Here is an 18904-nt window from a genome sequence, read left to right on the forward strand (position 1 = left end):
TTTAATGCCTAAAACAATTACTTCCGCAGCTTAAAAGCATCCTTACCCAGCAGCAGTGGACGCAGCTCGCTCCAAATGACATGGAACAGCGCCTCAAGCTCTGCCCCGCTATATCCAAGGCAGCGCACGACTAGCCCGTTCGCCTCCAAGAGCGACACTCCGCCGTAAACCCTCTGCCCTGCTCCTCCTCCACTTGACGTCTTCACGTTTAGATAACGATCAAGCACCCGCCGCACCGCATCCACATGCTCTGCCCCGACAGCCTCGGATAAGCACCAGAAGCTTCCGAAATGAGAATATCCCCCGAGTACCGATTCAGGCGAAAATCTCAAAGGCTCCAGACGCAGCGAGTCCCACACCACCAGCCGATCCCCCCAATAGATCGACAGCTCGCTATGCAGCATTTCGTATTCAAACATCTCCCCAAAACCTGCGCGGCCGGGCGTCAGCATATCGCTCATAAACAGCTGCGCCCCCTGCTCCATATGTACCGACGTAATTCCTCTATAGCGAACATCCTTATAAGGAACGAGCGGACCGGGAAAATACTCCAGCACTGCATCTTTCCCGACTCGAAAAAGATTGCTCTGTCCACTCGTTGTCCCGCCCATTCCCGGATGCAGCTTGCATGACGACTGTGTCGTAAGCAGAAGATGAGCATTTTCCCCAACTGTGCAATCCAACTCCTGAACATCTCCGCCAAACAGGCCGGGAGACGATTCCATTAAATAAATAATCATCTCGCCGGACGGCCCCTTGAACGGGCGGGTAATTTTCAGCGGTGCTTGATGAGCCGAATAGCTCAAAACATTTTTTTCATTAATATAATCAATCTCACCCTGCCATCGGCTATGCATGGTCGTGATGATGCTCGTGATGGTGGTGATGAGTATGACTTTGCTTAAGGGCTGGGCAAGCTGCGATAATCCATTCCACGACTTTAGCGGCACTTTCTTCACTTTTGAGATTGGTCATTACAAATGGACGATCACCGCGCATCCGCTTGGAATCCTCGCTCATCACCTCTAGGCTGGCGCCAACATAGGGGGCGAGGTCAATTTTATTAATGACGAGCAGATCGGAGCGGGTAATGCCCGGCCCGCCTTTGCGCGGAATTTTCTCGCCTTGGGCAACATCAATGATGTAGATAAACATATCGACCAGCTCAGGGCTGAATGCTGCCGCCAAATTATCGCCGCCGCTTTCAATGAACAGCAGATCCAGGTCGCTAAAACGCGCCTCCAGATCCTCGACCGCTTCCATATTCATCGATACATCCTCGCGCACAGCAGTATGCGGGCAGCCTCCTGTTTCCACGCCAATGATGCGCTCCTGCGGCAAAACACCTGTTTTGGTCAAAATGACCGCGTCCTCTTTCGTATAAATATCGTTCGTAATAATACCAATGCTGTAGTCCGGATACATGATTCCACTGATTTTCTCCAGCAGCGCTGTTTTCCCCGAGCCTACAGGACCGCCAACTCCAATTCGAAGCGCTCTTCCTCCTTGAAACGGCGTGCTGCTCCAGCTGTCATGGGCATGGCTATGATTTGCTCCTCCACACATACAATCATCTCTCCTTCATCTTTTTTTATTGCCAACATGGCTAGCCTTCTCCACAATCAGGACATAAATAAACGGGAATACAAGCTCTCATGGCGCATCGCCGCAATTTCCTGCATGACGTTCGCGGTATACATCTGTTTTGGCAAAAGCGGCTTTGCCTCTATCGCTGCCGCCTCACGCTCCAGAAGCGGGAACAAGGCCGTCATCATTTTTTGACCATCTGTCTGGCCCAAGCTCCACATTCGAATTAAATTTTGCAGCATGCTGTTAACCGTCTGATATAAAAAGCTGAGCACCGCCATATGAGGCGTCAGCTGCAAATAGGCGCAAATCCAGCCATGAACGATCGCCGCGTTTGCGTCCCCGCGCTCCTGCTTAATCCAAGCCGCATAATCGCCCAGCAGCGATTCGGGATATACCGCCTGCACGGTATGCAAATACCGTTTGCCGATTTTGCTTGCCCCTTCTCTTGACTCCCGCGCCAGGCGCGCCCCCGTCATCCTGCGCGATAAATCCAGCAGCTTCGCTTTAATCGTTTCCTGCTCCTGCTGCTCAGGCTGCTGCAAGTAAGCAGGCACCCATATCGCGCTCCAATACACGCCAGTTCCTTCAATGGGGGCAACCGTAGCGCAAATGTAGCTATCCATCCACGCCAAAAAATCGGGAATGGTGCGAATCCGCTCCTCCTGCACATACGTTTCCAAGCCGAACGAATGGGAAAAGGCCCCTGTTGGAAAGGCCGAGTCCACCAGCTGCGCCACCTGCAAAAAAGATATCATTCTCGGCTTCTCCCTCCAAGCGAGCTGCTAAAACAAGTAATACCGCTGTGCCATCGGCAGCTCGCTTAGCGGCTCACATATCGCCTGCTCGCCATCTACGAGTACCTCATACGTATCTGGGTTAACGGTAATTTCCGGCGTTAAATCATTCAACAGCATGTCACGCTTGCCGATGTTTCGGCAGCCCGATACCGGCAGTACCTGCTTTGCAAGGCCCAGCTGCTGCTTAATGCCAGCATCGGCAGCAGCCTTCGATACGAAGGTAATACAGCTGCTGTATTTGGCCTTCCCATGCGCTCCGAACATGAGCCGACCGATTTTTGGTTCCGGTGTTGGAATCGAAGCATTAGGATCGCCCATGATCGCGAAAGCAGGCATGCCGCCCTTCAGCACCATTTCCGGCTTCGTCCCGAAAAATTCCGGCTTCCACAAGACGAGATCCGCCCATTTCCCCGCCTCGACCGAGCCTACATATTTCGAAATGCCATGGGCAACGGCAGGATTTATCGTATATTTAGCTACAAAACGCTTTACCCTGCTGTTGTCGTTAGCACTCACCTCTCCGGCTTTGCCATCCGCAACAGCCTCGACATCCGTGCCAGCCCCGCCATCTCCAGCCAATGGACCGCGCTGGCGCTTCATTTTATCGGCTGTCTGCCACGTACGGGAAATGACCTCTCCCACTCGGCCCATCGCCTGCGAATCGGAGCTAATAATGCTAAGCGCTCCTAAATCATGCAAAATATCTTCAGCGGCAATCGTTTCAGGGCGTATGCGAGAGTCAGCAAAAGCGACATCCTCGGGAATGTTGCGATCGAGGTGATGGCAAACCATCAGCATATCCAAATGCTCTTCTATCGTATTAATCGTAAAAGGCTTTGTAGGGTTCGTCGAAGATGGAATGACGTTCGGATGGCCTGCGAGCGTAATAATATCCGGCGCATGGCCGCCACCCGCCCCTTCGGTATGGTACGTATGAATCGTCCGTCCGTTAATGGCTTTAATCGTCTCTTCCACAAAACCCGCTTCATTCAGCGTATCGGTATGAATCGCTACCTGGATGTCCATTTCATCCGCGACTGTGAGTGCCGCGTCGATAACAGCTGGCGTTGAGCCCCAATCCTCATGAATTTTAAGACCAATCGCCCCCGCAGCTACTTGCTCGCGCAGCGTATCCAGACCGGATGAGTTGCCTTTGCCGAGAAAACCAATATTCATCGGGTATTCCTCAGCCGCCTCCAGCATGCGGTGGATATGCCAGCTGCCCGGCGTACAGGTCGTTGCTTTCGTCCCCTCGGCCGGCCCCGTTCCTCCGCCAATCATCGTCGTCACGCCTGAAGACAGCGCCGTCTCTATTTGCTGAGGGCAAATAAAATGAATATGCGTATCAATGCCGCCTGCAGTGATGAGCTTCCCTTCCCCCGCAATAACCTCTGTCGAAGCGCCAACGATGAGTTCAGGATGAACGCCGTCCATCGTGTCCGGATTGCCCGCCTTGCCAATGGCAACGATTTTCCCATTTTTGATGCCAATATCACCCTTTACAATCCCGGTGTAATCAATAATAACGGCATTGGTAATGACCGTATCGAGCACATTCTCATCCCGTGTACGAAATGCGGACTGTCCCATCCCGTCGCGCAGCACCTTGCCTCCGCCGAACTTGCATTCATCGCCATAATGGGCATAATCGCGTTCAATCTCTATAAACAGTTCTGTATCTGCAAGCCTAACCCGGTCGCCTATCGTCGGCCCAAACATGCTGACATAGGCTTCTCTAGAGATTGGCAAGCCTACCTGTTTATCCTCTCCTTCCGTGCTGAGCGGCGCAGCCCCCCCGCCATAAGCTACGAGCTGTATCAGCTTCTCCTCGCCCGGCTCGAAGCGCACAGCCGTGCCTGATGGAATATTGAGGCGAAAGCCTTCTGCTGCCGCACGGTCAAAATCCAGCTTCGGATTCACCTGTGCAAAAGGAAAATGCGACCCGACCTGAATCGGACGATCCCCGCGGTTCATAACTAATATGTCTCTTACGATGCGACCTGTATTTTGCCATACCATATCCTGCTTTGGAACCACCTCACCGGGAATCATGCTTGACTCTCCTTCCTTCGCGGAACGATTGGATCATGAATCGTTACCAGCTTCGTTCCATCCGGAAAGGTAGCCTCAACCTGTACCTCATGAATCATCGACGAGATGCCCTCCATGACTTCATCTTCAGCAAGAATGGTGCGGCCGTAACTCATGAGCTCAGCTACCGTCTTCCCATCCCTTGCGCCTTCCATAATTTCATAAGTAATAATGGCAACGGCTTCGGGATAATTAAGACGCAGGCCGCGAGCCTGCCTTCTCCGTGCCAAATCAGCCGCCAAAACGATAAACAGCTTTTCCTTCTCTCTCTCCAGCAAATACATAGCTACACTCCCTTTATAGCGTCATCTTCGTCATGTTGTATAAACTACAAGTTACTTGTCATATATACTAACATGAAAATCCTTATTTTTGGATATTTTGAATAAAAAAATAAATATTGCGTCCGAACGCCAGCCAGCCTCATAAAAAAAAGCCTCCAGCCCCACGAAATCCGTGGTTCTGAAAGCTGGGCAAAGGCGCTTCTTCCCTATCCTTCTACCTGTTTTCATATCGGTTATGAATCTAGCAAACTTAATATCATATTCATGCTATTGTCAACAAAAGAACGATCTGGGCGAGCTTTCATCAAAACCGTAAGTCCAATTAACGACACGACCAGCGTCTGCGCCAAAACCTTAGCGTTGATATTGCGATTAAGCTCGCCCGTGCTAATGCCGCGTTCAATCGTCTCCTCAAAAATAACCGAAAGGTACATCTGATGCTCTCTCGTCAAAATTTCAAATTTCTCATCGTGAGGGGACAGCTCCACCATCGTATTGATGCAAAAGCACCCCAACTTTAAGCCTTCCCGGTATTCTATATCCAGCTTTTGCTCAAAAAAATCACGAAACGCTGCTTTAACCGAAGTCTTCTTCTGCAGGCTCGCACGTACTTGAGCAGCATGTTCTCTTGTATATTTTCGCAGCGCAGCTTCAAACAGCGATTTCTTATCCCCAAAGGCCGCATAAATGCTTGGACGCTGAACGCCCATCGCCGCGGTCAAGTCACTTAAGGAAGTCGCTTCAAAGCCCTTCTCCCAAAAAATCCGCAGTGCTGCATCCAATGCCTGCTCCTCATTAAATTCGCGTAAACGAGCCATAGAAACCTCCAATTAAACAACGATCAGTATACTATTATATTAAAATCTAATAGGAGAATTGTCAACGTAAAATCAATTAAACCTTGACAATATTCCACCTTTAATTTTATAGTAATCAAGCATAATTATGTACTGTTCAGTACATAAAAACACATTCATAAAGGAGTTATTTTTGATGCTGAAAAAAGAATCACCATTTGCGGATCACGCCGCCACAACCGTACTAGCTCAAGCAAACGACAACCCTGCCCCGGCTTTATCGCGAAAAACAGCTCTACTATTCGCTTTCGCCTGCGGACTTGCCGTAGCAAATATTTATTTTGCCCAGCCCTTGCTGGACACTATTTCGGGCGAGTTTGGCATTGCTGCCTCTTCAATAGGTGCGGTCATTACCGTTACCCAAATTTGCTATGCGCTTGGCTTGCTATTGCTTGTGCCGCTTGGCGATTTCTTGAATCGCCGCACACTTGTTGCCTCGCAAATGCTATTATCCGTCATCGCCTTACTTGTCGTCGGCTTCTCCACAAACTCAGCTGTTCTGTTTGCAGGCATTGCCGTCGTCGGACTGCTTGCTGTTGTCACCCAAACCTTGGTCGCTTTCGCAGCCGCGCTAGCTTCACCTTCTGAACGCGGACAAATCGTTGGAGTCGTTACGAGCGGCATCGTGATGGGTATATTGCTGGCTCGCACCTTTGCTGGAATTTTGACAGACATCGCTGGCTGGCGCTCTGTTTATTTAGCTTCTGCAGCCCTTACTCTCCTGATGGCCGTCACGCTGTACCGCATATTGCCACGCGATGACCGGCAGCGTGACAGCCTATCGTACTGGCAGCTGCTGCGCTCTGTACTCACCTTATTTGCCGAAGAACGGGTGCTTCGGGTCCGTGCTGTGCTCGCGCTGCTCATTTTTGCCGCCTTCAGCATATTGTGGACGTCTTTGGTACTGCCGCTTAGCGCTCAGCCCTTCTCGCTTTCGCACACTGCTATTGGCGCCTTCGGTCTAGCCGGCGCAGCCGGAGCTTTAGCAGCAGCGAGAGCAGGACGGCTTGCTGACCGCGGCTTTGGCCAACGAACAACAGGCATCGCGCTTGTCCTGCTGCTTATTTCCTGGTTGGCCATTCGTTATGCCGACCAATCCCTTTTCCCATTAATAATAGGTATTATCTTGCTCGATTTAGCCGTACAGGCCGTACATGTCACCAATCAGAGCATGATCCTCAGCGTTCGACCGGAGGCGCGAAGCAGACTAACCGCTGGTTATATGGTGTTTTATTCCATTGGAAGCGCAGCTGGTTCGATTGCTTCTACCAGCATTTACGCTTATGCAGGCTGGAGCGGCGTATGCTGGCTAGGAGCAGGCGTTAGCGCCATAGCACTTCTATTTTGGGCGGCAACCCGCTTGCCGAAAGTAGCTTCCTAGCTCTCCATTTTTCCACGGTGCATCCGCCAATTGTATTGGGGTTTCCATTGCTTTAGGCCCTTATCCCCTTAGCTCAGAAAAAAATATCGGCTCACCATTTGACACAAAGTTTCTGAGCTAAGGGGATAACTTAGCAAAGCGCAAAAAACAGCATCAGCGTTTTGCATTAATGAACGATACAATTGCGGCGGAAAGGCGCAAAACAATATGAATTGTCAGCACTAGTCGCGATGAAACCTTTAATGCAAATTCAGTTGTTCCAAACCATCTGTTTAAATACATAGGAAAAGCTTATGCGAACAAGCTAGTAATTCCCCAGGAAATAAATGAGCATATAACGGCTACTGTAACAAGCTTGCGAATGCTTTTAGCTAGCCATTTTTATTTAGCGTTCAATTGGCTATTACTAAATACCGCTCATTTATACCCGATGTTTATTTATCCGCATCTCCGCCAGTCGATCCGCTGCACGGAAAGAAGGAATTTGCTGCTCTTTCGATAGTTCAAAAATACGCTGGAGCTGGCTGTAAATTCCCTCTACCTTGCTGAGCACTCGCTCCCTGTTATAGCCATATAATTCGTCAGCGACATTCATTAAGCCGCCGGAGTTGACGACGTAGTCTGGAGCATATAATATGCCTTGAGCCGCGAGCTGATCTCCATGCTTTTCTTCCTTTAGCTGATTATTGGCAGCACCCGCAACCACTTTCGCCTTAAGCAGCGGAAGGGTATCATCATTAATTATTCCCCCCATCGCGCATGGGGCAAAAATATCGCATTCGACGCCATAAATATTATCCACGCCGACCGCTTTTGCCCCAAACTCAAGCACTGCACGCTCTGCATTTGCTTGCACGACATCAGTCACAATCAGCTTAGCACCCGCTTCATGCAAATAGCGGCATAAATGATAGGCAACACTGCCTACACCCTGTACCGCAATCGTTTTCCCCAACAGATCAGTTGACCCGAAAACCTCAAGGGCAGCGGCTCTGATGCTGTGAAATACACCGAGTGCTGTAAATGGCGAAGGATTGCCCCCACTTCCAAATTCTGGAGATACTCCTGTAACGAACTTCGTCTTCTGACGAATAAAATCCATATCCGCCACAGTCGTCCCTACATCCTCCGCCGTGATGTATCGGCCGTTCAATGTTCCAATGAATCGTCCAAACGCATGAAACAGCTCCTCGCTTTTATCCGTCATGGGGTTGCCGATAATGACCGCCTTGCCCCCACCCAGATTAAGCCCTGCTACGGACGATTTATAGGTCATGCCTCGCGCAAGCCGGACGACATCGTGGACGGCGGCCTCCTCCGTTGCATAGGGATACATGCGAGTACCGCCAAGCGCCGGTCCAAGTGTCGTATCATGAATAGCGATAATTGCCCTTAAGCCCGATTTGTGATCATAACAAAAAACGAGCTGCTCCACATCATATTGCTCCAACCGCTCAAAATACAAAACACCCACTCCTATCTCCACGGAAATATGCCGGATTAGACTACATCATCTCTCTCTATTTAATCTATTCTTCAAAGCTATGAAGTGACTCATTCGCTTGCCTAACCAATCATAATAAGTTTTACTAGAAATGTTGCCTTTAACTTCAACATGTTGCTACGAACATTTATGACTAATAATCGTTACGATGCCGCTATAACCTAGCGACAGCATATTCATACGATCACATTAGTTTTCGCAAGATCGTAGAGCTACCCCATCTCAACTTGGGTGATTCCTGGGATTCGATGAAGGTTAATTTAGCCGGCCATTTAAGCGAAGCATATTAACAGTAGATACATTTTGTTATAAAATAGGATACAACTGTTCTTTTCACATTTCTCACACAAGGAGTGTACGTATGCTATCGGATGAACTAAAAAAAGAAGCACAGCGCCTTTGCAGACTTTTCACCAAACGCGGTTTCAAGACAGATGCCGCTCTCGATCATATCGCTTTTTTATTTTTCCTACATAGTCTTGATGTTATGAGTCTTTATGCAGAACTCGAGGATGAAACTTACCCAATTAATTGGCCTAAGAATTCCCCGTTGCGCTGGAGTTCATTAACACAGTTAGAGGGCAATAGCATCGTTGAGCAAATCAATGATCGGGTTTTACCCTCTCTTAAAAATGTAAGAGCAATAACTAGCAGCGATTCGTTAACAACAGCAATGGGCACTTTCCGTTATTTTCAGGCACCTCCTTCGCTGGCTAAACTGGCATTTAATCAGATTGAAAAACTTGAGAAGCTTTTGGTAAGTATGTTCAATGAAAACACGCATTCAAATATATTTGTATCAGCACAGATACCTTCGCATTTATTAAGAGGAGAACTGTTTAATTATATTGTGCAGCAGCTTGATGATAATAATGAGCAATATACTGCCCTTCCACGCAGCATGACTCTCTCCATTATTGAAATGCTGCAACCGGAGCCTGAAAATCAAATCCTTAACCTCTGCTGCGGTAACGGTAATTTTCTCGCAGACGCTTACGTCTATATAAATAATCATACCAATAATTATCCTAATTCGGATTCGGATGGAATTGTATTTACAGGATATGATTTAGATAGCTTACGGGTGAGAATTGCCAATGTACATCTCATGCAATTTGGACTATACGGTGATAGCCTCAGCCTCTTCAATTTATGCCATTTTGAAATTTTCCAAGATGATATATTGTCCGAGCAATTCAAGGATCGTTTCCCATATAAACAGAAATTCCCAATAATTATAGCCCATTTACCAATTCAGCATAAAATTAATACTGCGACTTTATCTAATTCTTTCGAAAACTATAATAACTCTACAGTTATGTTTATAAATCGTGTTATCTCATTGCTCGCCGATAACGGACGCGCCGCCGTTATCGTACCTAATTCCTTCCTTTTTTCAAACGATTCTGAATCCGTTGCTTGTCGTAAAGAGCTTATCACCAAACTGATTCTAGAGGCCGTCGTGTCATTGCCTTCCGAAAATGATATAATGCCGAAATCTTCTCTTCTATTGCTACATAAACCTAGAAAAAACAGCGCTTCGCCACAAATCAATAAAAGAACCTTATTCTATCAAATTGATCAATACAATAAACATAAAAATCTCGTCATTCAATGGAAAAAAAGAAACCACTTCTGGAAAAGCTGGTCGATGCTTCTGGACAAAGAACGGCAGATATCTGATGATTACAGCTTACAAATTCCAACAAAGTGGCAACATCGTGCCTTCTGGTTCGCTTCCTATGATCAATTACAAAAACAAAACTATTCATTAAGACCAGAAACATATAAACCTTTTTTAAAATCTGGTCCTGATGCTACAGCATCTACACAAATTAAGGAATTGAAACAGGAAATTTTGCAACAAATAAAAATGAATGGAACGTGGCGAACACAAGATAAGGTTCACACACGACTTCGCTCCATACTGACCCATACAGCTTTAATAGAGCTTTTGTCTGATGGAACTATCTTTTTATCACTTGAAGGCTTGAATGAATCAGCATATCGTTTGAGTGAAAATACCGAGCCTTATCCACTTGATACTGTGTTGAAGATGAAAATCAAAAAGGAGCTTTCAGAGGAGCAGTACCAATTGTATAAAAATTATAGAGACAGGGTTCCACCACAAGCTATTCATATCGCCGCTAAGCAGCAAACTGAGTCTTTGCTGTCGGATACCACTAATTCAGATAAAAAGATCGATGTACAGTTAGCAAAACAAACCGTGGAGCTTCTGCTGGCATTCGGTCTAATCCAGCGACTAAATGCATCGACTTCCCATTCCAAGACTGTCTGGTATGACAGCATCGCGACCGACTCCTATTCAATTGAACTTTATCAAATCCCAAGAAGGAGCAAGCATACATGAGACTCATCTTTTTAAAAATAGCGAGATATAAGCAGCTTCATGATTTTGAAATTCGCTTCTCAAAACAAAGTGAACTTCTGGATGCCCCTTTCGTTCGATTTTTAATTGGTAAAAATGGTTCGGGGAAGTCAACGGTTCTGGAAGCGCTGGCTCTCATTTTCACTCGGATTATGCATGACGAAACCCCCGGCTTTGATTTTGAGTTGCAATACGCTGTACAGATTGGTAAAGAAGAACGGGTTATTCGCGTTACGCCAAACGATGCCCCGATCAGAACGTATCGGCTCAGTGTCCAAATTGCAATTAGCGAGAAACACTTGCTTGATGCTAAAAAAGAAGAGCAGCCATTCAGCAGATTAACGGACTATCATCCCTCAAAAATTATCGCTAGTTCTTCAGGACCCGCGCAACAAATGGAGGAAGCTTTAATTCATTCCCCTCTGTCCAGCCTGATTAGTGATATTTATGACCTTTCAAGGCGCTCTCCTGCTACGGCTAATGTAGGAGAGCTTGAGCGGTTGAAGACTAGCATCCGCCAGCATCATCAGGATCCGAAATTTTTATTTATGGGGCCACAGACAGCCCCCTTTGTCTTGATCGCACTTTGCGCAATGCTTCCGCAGGAACAAAGCGAACAAGGGGCCTACATTAACAAGCGTCATTCTTTGCTTCAAATTGTAAAAGACTTTCAACCCGTTTGGTTTACATTAACGGTGAATGAAGCTATTTTACAGCAGCTTGAACACGGAGAGTTGAAACCCACGGAAGAAGCTTTGCGAATATTTTGCCAATTAATAGGCTGCATGACTTCCGAAATGGACGATTCAGTAGGGGATTTGTATGACGCTTGTCAACGAACGGCTGCTTACAAAGAGGAGGAGCTTTTTCCAGCTATTAACCGAACATTTTATTATTTTTTTGAATCTTCGGACGAAACCCCATGCTGTGCCCCCAAGCTAAAAGATATCTGCTCCCCATTCACCCTGTTTGCGGCGTTAACGGCTGCTTGGCGTAATGGCTGGTTGAGCTCTGCCCATCTAGGTTTTCATCTGGATGAAGTAGATGGTTTGCTTTATGAAACAGCTTTAAGTGATGGTGAATTTATGTGGCTTGCCCGAATGGGCCTTTTATTGCTTGCCCGCGACAGCGTGCTACCGAATGTTCTTTTTCTGCTTGATGAACCGGATGTGCATCTTAATGAAGAATGGATTTCCCATTTTGTCAAATGGATTGATGATTTTACAACTATTGGCGACAATAGAGGAGGATTAGCTTTTGAACCTGTTCCAAGGTACAGTCATGAAATTGTCGTGTCAACCCATTCGACTTTAATGCTAACTGATGCTCTACCGCATCAGGTGTACCTGATTACTAAAAATGGTGTTCAAATTGCTGGCGAGCATTTTATATCAACATTTGCCGCTGACCGCACTGAACTTTATGGAAATTTATATAAATTAAATGTAGAAGAAGAAAAATTTGCCGAATCTTATGTGAAACAAATGATACAATCAGGAACGCCTCAACAATTGAAAGAATTGCTTAACCAATTGGGCCCAGGATATAATCGCTTTCAGCTTCGTGATAAGGTCGTTTCTCTGAGACATTCAGAATCGACCAGAAGGGACGAATAATGTTATGCTATTAAAAGTCAGTCCTCCTAAACAGTTGGGCATCCGCTTGCAATTGGCTTCTTCCTTTATGATTCGATTGCTATACTACTGCGACGTAAAGGGTATACAACCCAAACAGTTTACCAAAAAGCAATTTCTCATTGATCATCCCGAGCTGAAAGCTTGCGTTTTTGCCAATAAAACAGCCACTACTTTTAAAAATCGCATTAATGATTTTTGGGATGCATGCAAAGCTAAAAAAGAACGGAAGACGGTTATCTTGGCCTTATGTGTCGATAATTTTTTTATGATGGGCCCCAAAGGTAAGACTCAGATAGCCAATTTCTCCTTTCAATCTTACCAATTAAATATACCTCAGTATAGCTTAGACTTATTGAAAACATTATTTACTCGATTTTATAACGATTTCTTTAATTATGAGGAAAATGGTTCTAACCTGCGATGGCACTTTAAAGAAGAATATAAACTAGAAAACCCTGATAATTTCTATTTATGTCCCGCGTGCCTAGGCGAACTGAACTTAGATAAAGCACAACTTGATCATTATTTTCCTAAATCGACGCATCTTGCGCTTGTAATCCATCCAAATAATCTTATTCCATTATGTATTTCCTGCAATTCTACAACAGGCGGCGGCAAAGGAGATAAAATTCCGACCAATCCGGCAATTCCTACTCAAGCGAACCGCATCGGGTGTCTGGAGGATGCGTATCTACCCTATGAGTCCTATGGTTTAGGGCGGGTGAAGATGCTAGTGGGTGGAACTCCAGGCAAACGAATGGCTCAGCTAACAACGATGAAAGCTGCGGATAGAACGCCCCTGCTTAACCACGCAGAAACATATGATTTGAATAGGGTATGGACAAGCCGCTTACATAATGCCAACACTACCCTTATTCACCGACTGGTAGACGCTTTCCGGCATACCTTCGAAACCGATGGGAAGCTTGATTCTGCTGCAATTGCTCACTTTCTACAGCACTCCATCATTCAGGGAGCAGAGTATAAGTCTTCAAAAATTGAAAATTATTTTATATTGGCTAATTATACTGTTTGGATATTGGGAGAACCCAATGCATGGATCACCCTTATTGATGAGTTACAGAAAAGGCTTGAAGAGGAAAAAAAACTAAACTTCAAACAAAAACAGCCTTATTTTCTCGGCGATCCAGAACCGTAATCGTTCTGGACGCGAGTAAACAAGGCTGTTTAGGCAAGCAATTTCATCCTATCCCTCTTTATTTTTGAAAAGGAATTAGCTTACGAACTTGCTCATTACGCAGCCAAATGCCGCCCCAAGCTAGCACAGCAAGATATACGGGAAATAAGGTGTTGCTGAATAATGGAGCATCCAGGCGCAGATGGGTTACGATGACCCCGCCGAAATACCCGGTCAGCAGTACAACGCCGAGGAATGACGTACGCGGCAGCGCATACAAAATCGTTGATATTAACGCAAGAACACCCATAATAACAATATGATGCTCCTGAAATCCGAGCTGAATGGTCGACTCAACTACAACCGCAGGCTTAAACAGCTTCATTATGCCATCAAACAGCATAAACAAAATAACCAATCCACTCATGATCCAAGATGTCCAGAGCCGTCCTTTTGAAATGCGCGTGTTCATCGTTATTTTCCCCTTACGTTTTTTTGAACATATTGTATCACATTTCTCAGCTGCTACGGCAAGCGGAAAATACGTGGCAGCGCGGGCAAAAGCCTGTCCCTTGTAATTGGATCATCGAAATTCCATTTGGCCTCCGTTACATAAACCCGGCTGCTGTCAAACGACTTCCAATAAACGCTGTTTATAATTCGCGAAGCCTCGCTTCTGGAACGCTCGCTCTCACCTACTAATAAGAATAGGCGGTCAGCATAATATTCACTCATTTGCTCCTGATCAATCCCTTGAAATGGTATTCCTGCTTCAATTAATTGCTTCACCTTGACAGCTGGCTCAAACGCCATCGGATGATAAAGCGTTAAGGCGATGCCCCTCATGCCCATGACATACAAATCACCATCTACTAGAACGAAAATAGCAGCTGTTTCCCTCTCCATCGTGTGTAAATTCAAATGCCTCCACATTTCTCCGGCTTTGCGCTCATAACGTTCAATCCACCTCGTTGCCTGCTCTTCCTTTCCGAACAGCTCCGCCACCTGCATGAGCCGGTTATAGGTGGGCTGCAAGCGATCAATGGATACGGTAGGCGCTATTTTCGACAGTTCCTCCATTCGATCCTGGCGGAAGCTGCTGTAGAGTATCAAATCTGGGTACAGCGCTTTCACCTTGCCGAGCTCCCCCAGCAAGCCAATATCTGAAATATTTTTCAGCTCATTGCGATAAACGACCTTTCTGCCGATGACCGTCATGTCCGCTCCTACAGGCCTAATACCCAGAGATAACAATTCGCCAAGCACATAACCCACTACAACGACTCGTGAAAAAGGGCTCACGTCCTGTTTTATTGTCTGATTGCTGACGCCGCGCGTTTTAGCATATTGCTTCGGAGTCAGCCCCATGGCATGCCGGAACCTGCGGGCAAAATAATATTCGTCCTTGAACCCTGTCTGACGGGCAATTTCGCGCAAAGGATCATCTGTTAGCAGCAGCAGTTCCTTCGCGCGATTCAAACGAAGCTCCGTCAAATAATCGAGCGGCTTCTTGCCCGTCAAGGTTTGGAACAAAGCGCTATATTGCCAGCGGGCTACACCGGACATTTTCGACAGCTGCTCCACGGTCATTTCCTCCCGGTAATGCTCTACCATATAAGCGATGCTTTCCTGAACAGCAAGCTTAGCATCCGACAAGGAGTGTGAAGCTGCAACATGCTCCATCAGCAGCACAAGAAGCTCCTGTAACCGAATCTGCTGCTTGAATTGATCCACTTGCTTGTCGCCTTGATTATTTGCGGAACCCTCAGCAGCCTGCTCCAACAAATCAATGAGCCGAGACATCGCTGCCACATCAATTCTCGTCTCGTAGGGCAAATTCAACCCGATCTCTAGCGCTGGCTCCCGTTCTCCCATACGATAGGCATCGAAAGCAATAACATACACCGCTCCGCGATGCCCCTCCATATCCCTTGCTTCTATTTGTGCTTGTGCACCGGGAGCAAGCAGAAAGCACGCCCCTTTTTCGGCATAAATGGCGTGGCCCTCCAGATGGAGCTTCCCTCCGCTTTGAGCAAAGGCAACGATGCGATGCCCCTTGCTTTCTAATGAAGGGATGATTCGATCAAACCCACAATCTACTATGTTAACCGACGTAAGGATATACAAGTAAGGCAGTGATAGGGAAGCTGTTGGTTCACCCGGTTTTAACAATGGAACGTCATCCATTGGCGAGCCCCCTTCTCTTCATAATTGTACTAGTATATCGGAATATAAAAGGGCTATCAACAAACATTCGAGCCCGCTCTTCATTTTGTCCAATAAAAAATCAGACATTTCTCTATTGTTAGCTGCGATAATAATCCTTAGTATTATTGAACGTAATAATCATTCTCAATTGATGAAAAGGGGTACCTGCTCAGATGTCCAGAATAAAAGGAATTACCACCCTGCAGATGATTTTAGCTTTATTAGTATTAGTCATCCTCGCAATGGGATGCTCGCAGCAAGAGGCGTCATCTACGGGCAACAAGGCGGGAACGAATACAGCCGCCCCGCAGGAAAAAGCGATTACCGTGGCTTGGCTAAGAGATATAGGCCCGCTTAATCCTCATGTCTACTATCCATCGCAATTATTTGCACAGTCCATGCTCTATGAGCCATTGGTCAGCTACAATGAGGGCGGAGAGCTTAAACCGCAGCTCGCTGAGTCATGGGTCATTTCAGCCGATGGCAAGGAATATACGTTCAAGCTCCGCCAAAATGTCAAATTCGCGGATGGAACGCCTTTTAATGCAGCTATTGTCCAGAAAAACTTTGACGCTATTATGCTCAACAAAAGCGTCCACAGCTGGATTGGACTCGTCAAAGTGCTTGAAAAAACGGAAGCTGTCGACGAATATACGTTTAAAATAACGTTGTCCGCACCATACTATCCAACCTTGCAGGATTTGGCGATTGTGCGGCCTTTCCGTTTTCTTGCTGAAGCCGGATTCCCGGATGACGGAGATACGACGAAAGACATCAAGCAGCCGATTGGCACCGGGCCTTGGCAGCTCGCTGATTACAAGAAGGATGAATATGCGGTTTTCACCAGAAATCCAAATTACTGGGGAGAAATGCCCAAGCTAGACAAAATTACGGTCAAAATCATACCGGATGGCGAAACACGAGTTCTCGCTTTTGAGAAAGGCGAGCTGGATCTGATTTTTGGAGAGGGCGCGATCAGTATGGATGCTTTTCAACAATTAAAGGATTCAGGCAAATATGAGACCGGGCTGTCCGAGCCTGTTGGCACAAGAAGCCTGCTGCTTAATACGCTAAACGACAAGCTGGCTGATCACCGGGTGCGGCTTGCGCTTCAGCAAGGCTTTGACAAAGCAACCATGGTAGATGGCGTAACGGGTGGCGTAGAGGAAGCTGCAAACAACATTTTATCCAAAAACTATCCTTATTCCAATATCGACTTTGCGCCTATCGGTTACGATGCTGCCAAAGCAAATGACTATTTGGAGGAAGCCGGATGGAAGCTCGAAGCTGGTAAAACGGTACGGGAAAAAGACGGCCAGCCGCTCGAGCTTGAGTTAATGTACGATAAAGGCGATCTTATTCAGAAAGCGATGGCCGAAACGATTCAATCCCAGTGGGCAGAAATCGGAGTCAAGCTGAACCTCAATGCCGTCGAGCTTGCCATGATTCCTCAGCGCTTGAGGGAAGGTACGTTCGACATCCACTTCTGGTTCAATTACGGCGTGCCTTATGATCCGCATACGCTTATTAATTCGGTCAGGGAACCTGGCTTCGGTATATCGGAAGCACATAGCAGCCTCCCAATGAAGGCGGAACTGGATCAGCAAATTGTCACAGCACTCGCTTCCACGGACGAAGTCGAACGCCAGCAGCTGTATACGACCATTTTGAAAACATTGAATGAACAGTCGGTTATTTTGCCAATCTCTTATATTAAACAAACCGTCGTTTACCAGAAAAGCTTGAAAAACTTCAAATTTCCAGCCAGCCGTTGGGATCATCCTTTTGAAGGGCTCGAACTAAATTCGTAAAATGGGCAAAAGCATAGCTGTCTCCGTATCCCCGCCTTTTATAAGGCTTTATATTGTAACCTTTTTATTTTTCAGCGCAAATCCGATTATTAATATCGTTGTTCCGCTGCGCGGTGAAGCCGAAGGAGCAAGCAATGCCGAAATTGGCATAATGATGGGCGCTTATATGCTTACCAGCATGCTGCTTCGGCCCTGGGCGGGCAATGTGGTCGCCCGTTTGGGCCCACCGTTTGTACTGCGTTTGTTATTGCTCGCGAACGTTATCATTTTGGCGTTATATGCGTTTCTCGGGCTGGAATGGTATTTTCTGCTGCGTGCGCTGCAGGGCGTGACGACCGCCTTTTTTTCCTTGGCACTGCAGATCGGCATTGTTGATGCACTGCCTGAAAAGGAGCGTTCGCAAGGACTTTCGCTATATTTGTTAGCTGGCATGCTCCCAACCGTTATCCTGCCAATGGCTGCACTTTACTTGTGGAATTGGGGCGAAATGCATACATTCGCAGCCGCCATGCTTATTATCGGCGTTGCAGCAGGCTTCGTGGGGTATAGTTCCCTCCTTCCTTCCCGCTTGGCCAGTTCTAGCACTGGCGGGCAAACAAGCTCTACACTGGCACAGCTTAACCAGTTATGGAGCAATCGGGCTTTTCTCGTGTGCAGCATGGCCATGCTCATTGCTTCTATCGGCTTTGGTGCTGTCGTCACCTTTATTGCCCTGTATACGAAGCAAAGCGGGGTCGGCAATGCCGGTATTTATCTCATGATCCAGGCTGGCATCATCGTAATCTCCCGCTTTGCGCTGCGGACAAAGCTGCCCTCCGATGGCAAGTGGCCTGCTGGCTTAACGATCAGCTTGCTGCTGTGTATGACGATAGGTACAGCGCTGCTAGCGATGTCGATTTATTGGGGTGCCGCCTATATGTATGTGGCAGCCGGATTTATAGGGCTTGGCATGGCCCTGCTTTATCCAACCTTAATGAGCTATTTGACCTTTGTGCTGCCAGCCGCCTCCCGAAATACGCTCATTGGCTTGTTTATTGCCATGTCCGACCTTGGCGTTGTGCTTGGCAACATGGCGATGGGACCAATCGCCGATCATTTATCCTACTCCTTTATGTACAGCGTTTGCGCCTTATTATTACTTGCCGCTGCTGCCGTTGTGCATATTAGCGGCCGTCGCTTGGCATCGGAATCTCACTAATACCTGTACGAAAAAAAAC

At 46.9% G+C, this 18904-nt stretch carries 15 protein-coding genes; 6 read left to right on the forward strand and 9 right to left on the reverse strand.

Annotated features, from left to right (window positions below; all coding sequences use genetic code 11):
* Positions 1–17: 17 nt before the first annotated feature.
* From MHB80_RS19970 to MHB80_RS19995, 6 genes are all read right to left on the reverse strand, one after another.
* Positions 18–857, reverse strand: a complete 840-nt coding sequence (locus MHB80_RS19970; RefSeq protein WP_341278610.1) for an urease accessory protein UreD — start codon at positions 855–857, stop codon at positions 18–20.
* Complete coding sequence (gene ureG, locus MHB80_RS19975) at positions 850–1566, reverse strand: urease accessory protein UreG (RefSeq protein WP_341278611.1); 717 nt, start codon at positions 1564–1566, stop codon at positions 850–852. The genes MHB80_RS19970 and ureG overlap by 8 nt, the downstream gene beginning before the upstream one ends.
* Positions 1567–1622: 56 nt before the next feature.
* Positions 1623–2345 (reverse strand): urease accessory UreF family protein, encoded by a 723-nt coding sequence (locus MHB80_RS19980; protein ID WP_341278612.1) that lies wholly within the window; start codon positions 2343–2345, stop codon positions 1623–1625.
* A gap of 27 nt (positions 2346–2372) precedes the next feature.
* Positions 2373–4439 (reverse strand): urease subunit alpha, encoded by a 2067-nt coding sequence (gene ureC, locus MHB80_RS19985; protein WP_341278613.1) that lies wholly within the window; start codon positions 4437–4439, stop codon positions 2373–2375.
* A complete protein-coding gene (locus tag MHB80_RS19990; RefSeq protein ID WP_341278614.1) occupies positions 4436–4762 on the reverse strand; it encodes an urease subunit gamma in 327 nt (108 codons plus the stop codon). Before MHB80_RS19990 ends, ureC begins: the two co-directional genes overlap by 4 nt.
* Positions 4763–4995: 233 nt before the next feature.
* Positions 4996–5580, reverse strand: a complete 585-nt coding sequence (locus MHB80_RS19995; protein ID WP_341278615.1) for a TetR/AcrR family transcriptional regulator — start codon at positions 5578–5580, stop codon at positions 4996–4998.
* A 175-nt stretch (positions 5581–5755) separates the two neighbouring features.
* Between MHB80_RS19995 and MHB80_RS20000 the strand changes: the two genes are divergently transcribed.
* Positions 5756–7000 carry an MFS transporter gene (locus tag MHB80_RS20000; protein ID WP_341278616.1) on the forward strand — a complete coding sequence of 415 codons (1245 nt, stop codon included), beginning with the start codon at positions 5756–5758 and terminating at the stop codon, positions 6998–7000.
* A 421-nt stretch (positions 7001–7421) separates the two neighbouring features.
* On the opposite strand, the gene MHB80_RS20005 is transcribed toward MHB80_RS20000, so the two are convergent.
* Complete coding sequence (locus MHB80_RS20005; RefSeq protein ID WP_341278617.1) at positions 7422–8474, reverse strand: Glu/Leu/Phe/Val dehydrogenase; 1053 nt, start codon at positions 8472–8474, stop codon at positions 7422–7424.
* Between the two features lie 391 nt (positions 8475–8865).
* On the opposite strand from MHB80_RS20005, the gene MHB80_RS20010 reads away from it, so the two are divergent.
* Genes MHB80_RS20010 through MHB80_RS20020 form a run of 3 tightly spaced genes read left to right on the forward strand, consistent with a single transcriptional unit; the run spans position 8866 to position 13689 of the window.
* Entirely contained in the window at positions 8866–10875 is a 2010-nt protein-coding gene (locus MHB80_RS20010; protein WP_341278618.1) for an N-6 DNA methylase, read from the forward strand.
* A complete protein-coding gene (locus MHB80_RS20015) occupies positions 10872–12509 on the forward strand; it encodes an AAA family ATPase (protein WP_341278619.1) in 1638 nt (545 codons plus the stop codon). The genes MHB80_RS20010 and MHB80_RS20015 overlap by 4 nt, the downstream gene beginning before the upstream one ends.
* 4 nt (positions 12510–12513) lie before the next feature.
* Positions 12514–13689 carry an HNH endonuclease signature motif containing protein gene (locus tag MHB80_RS20020; protein WP_341278620.1) on the forward strand — a complete coding sequence of 392 codons (1176 nt, stop codon included), beginning with the start codon at positions 12514–12516 and terminating at the stop codon, positions 13687–13689.
* A 58-nt stretch (positions 13690–13747) separates the two neighbouring features.
* On the opposite strand, the gene MHB80_RS20025 is transcribed toward MHB80_RS20020, so the two are convergent.
* Together MHB80_RS20025 and MHB80_RS20030 are read right to left on the reverse strand one after the other, a co-directional pair.
* The gene (locus tag MHB80_RS20025) at positions 13748–14140 is read right to left on the reverse strand and encodes a DoxX family protein (RefSeq protein WP_341278621.1); all 393 of its coding nucleotides are present in this window, start codon (positions 14138–14140) and stop codon (positions 13748–13750) included.
* A 53-nt stretch (positions 14141–14193) separates the two neighbouring features.
* A complete protein-coding gene (locus MHB80_RS20030) occupies positions 14194–15855 on the reverse strand; it encodes an AraC family transcriptional regulator (protein ID WP_341278622.1) in 1662 nt (553 codons plus the stop codon).
* A 194-nt stretch (positions 15856–16049) separates the two neighbouring features.
* Between MHB80_RS20030 and nikA the strand changes: the two genes are divergently transcribed.
* Both nikA and MHB80_RS20040 read left to right on the forward strand, forming a co-directional pair.
* On the forward strand, positions 16050–17687 hold the full coding sequence (gene nikA / locus MHB80_RS20035) for a nickel ABC transporter substrate-binding protein (protein WP_341278623.1): 1638 nt from the start codon (positions 16050–16052) through the stop codon (positions 17685–17687).
* Between the two features lies 1 nt (position 17688).
* Positions 17689–18885: an MFS transporter gene (locus MHB80_RS20040; RefSeq protein ID WP_341278624.1), complete on the forward strand. Its 1197-nt coding sequence runs from the start codon at positions 17689–17691 to the stop codon at positions 18883–18885.
* Positions 18886–18904 lie beyond the last annotated feature (19 nt).

It is taken from the genome of Paenibacillus sp. FSL H8-0537 (assembly GCF_038051995.1).
Lineage (GTDB): Bacteria > Bacillota > Bacilli > Paenibacillales > Paenibacillaceae > Pristimantibacillus.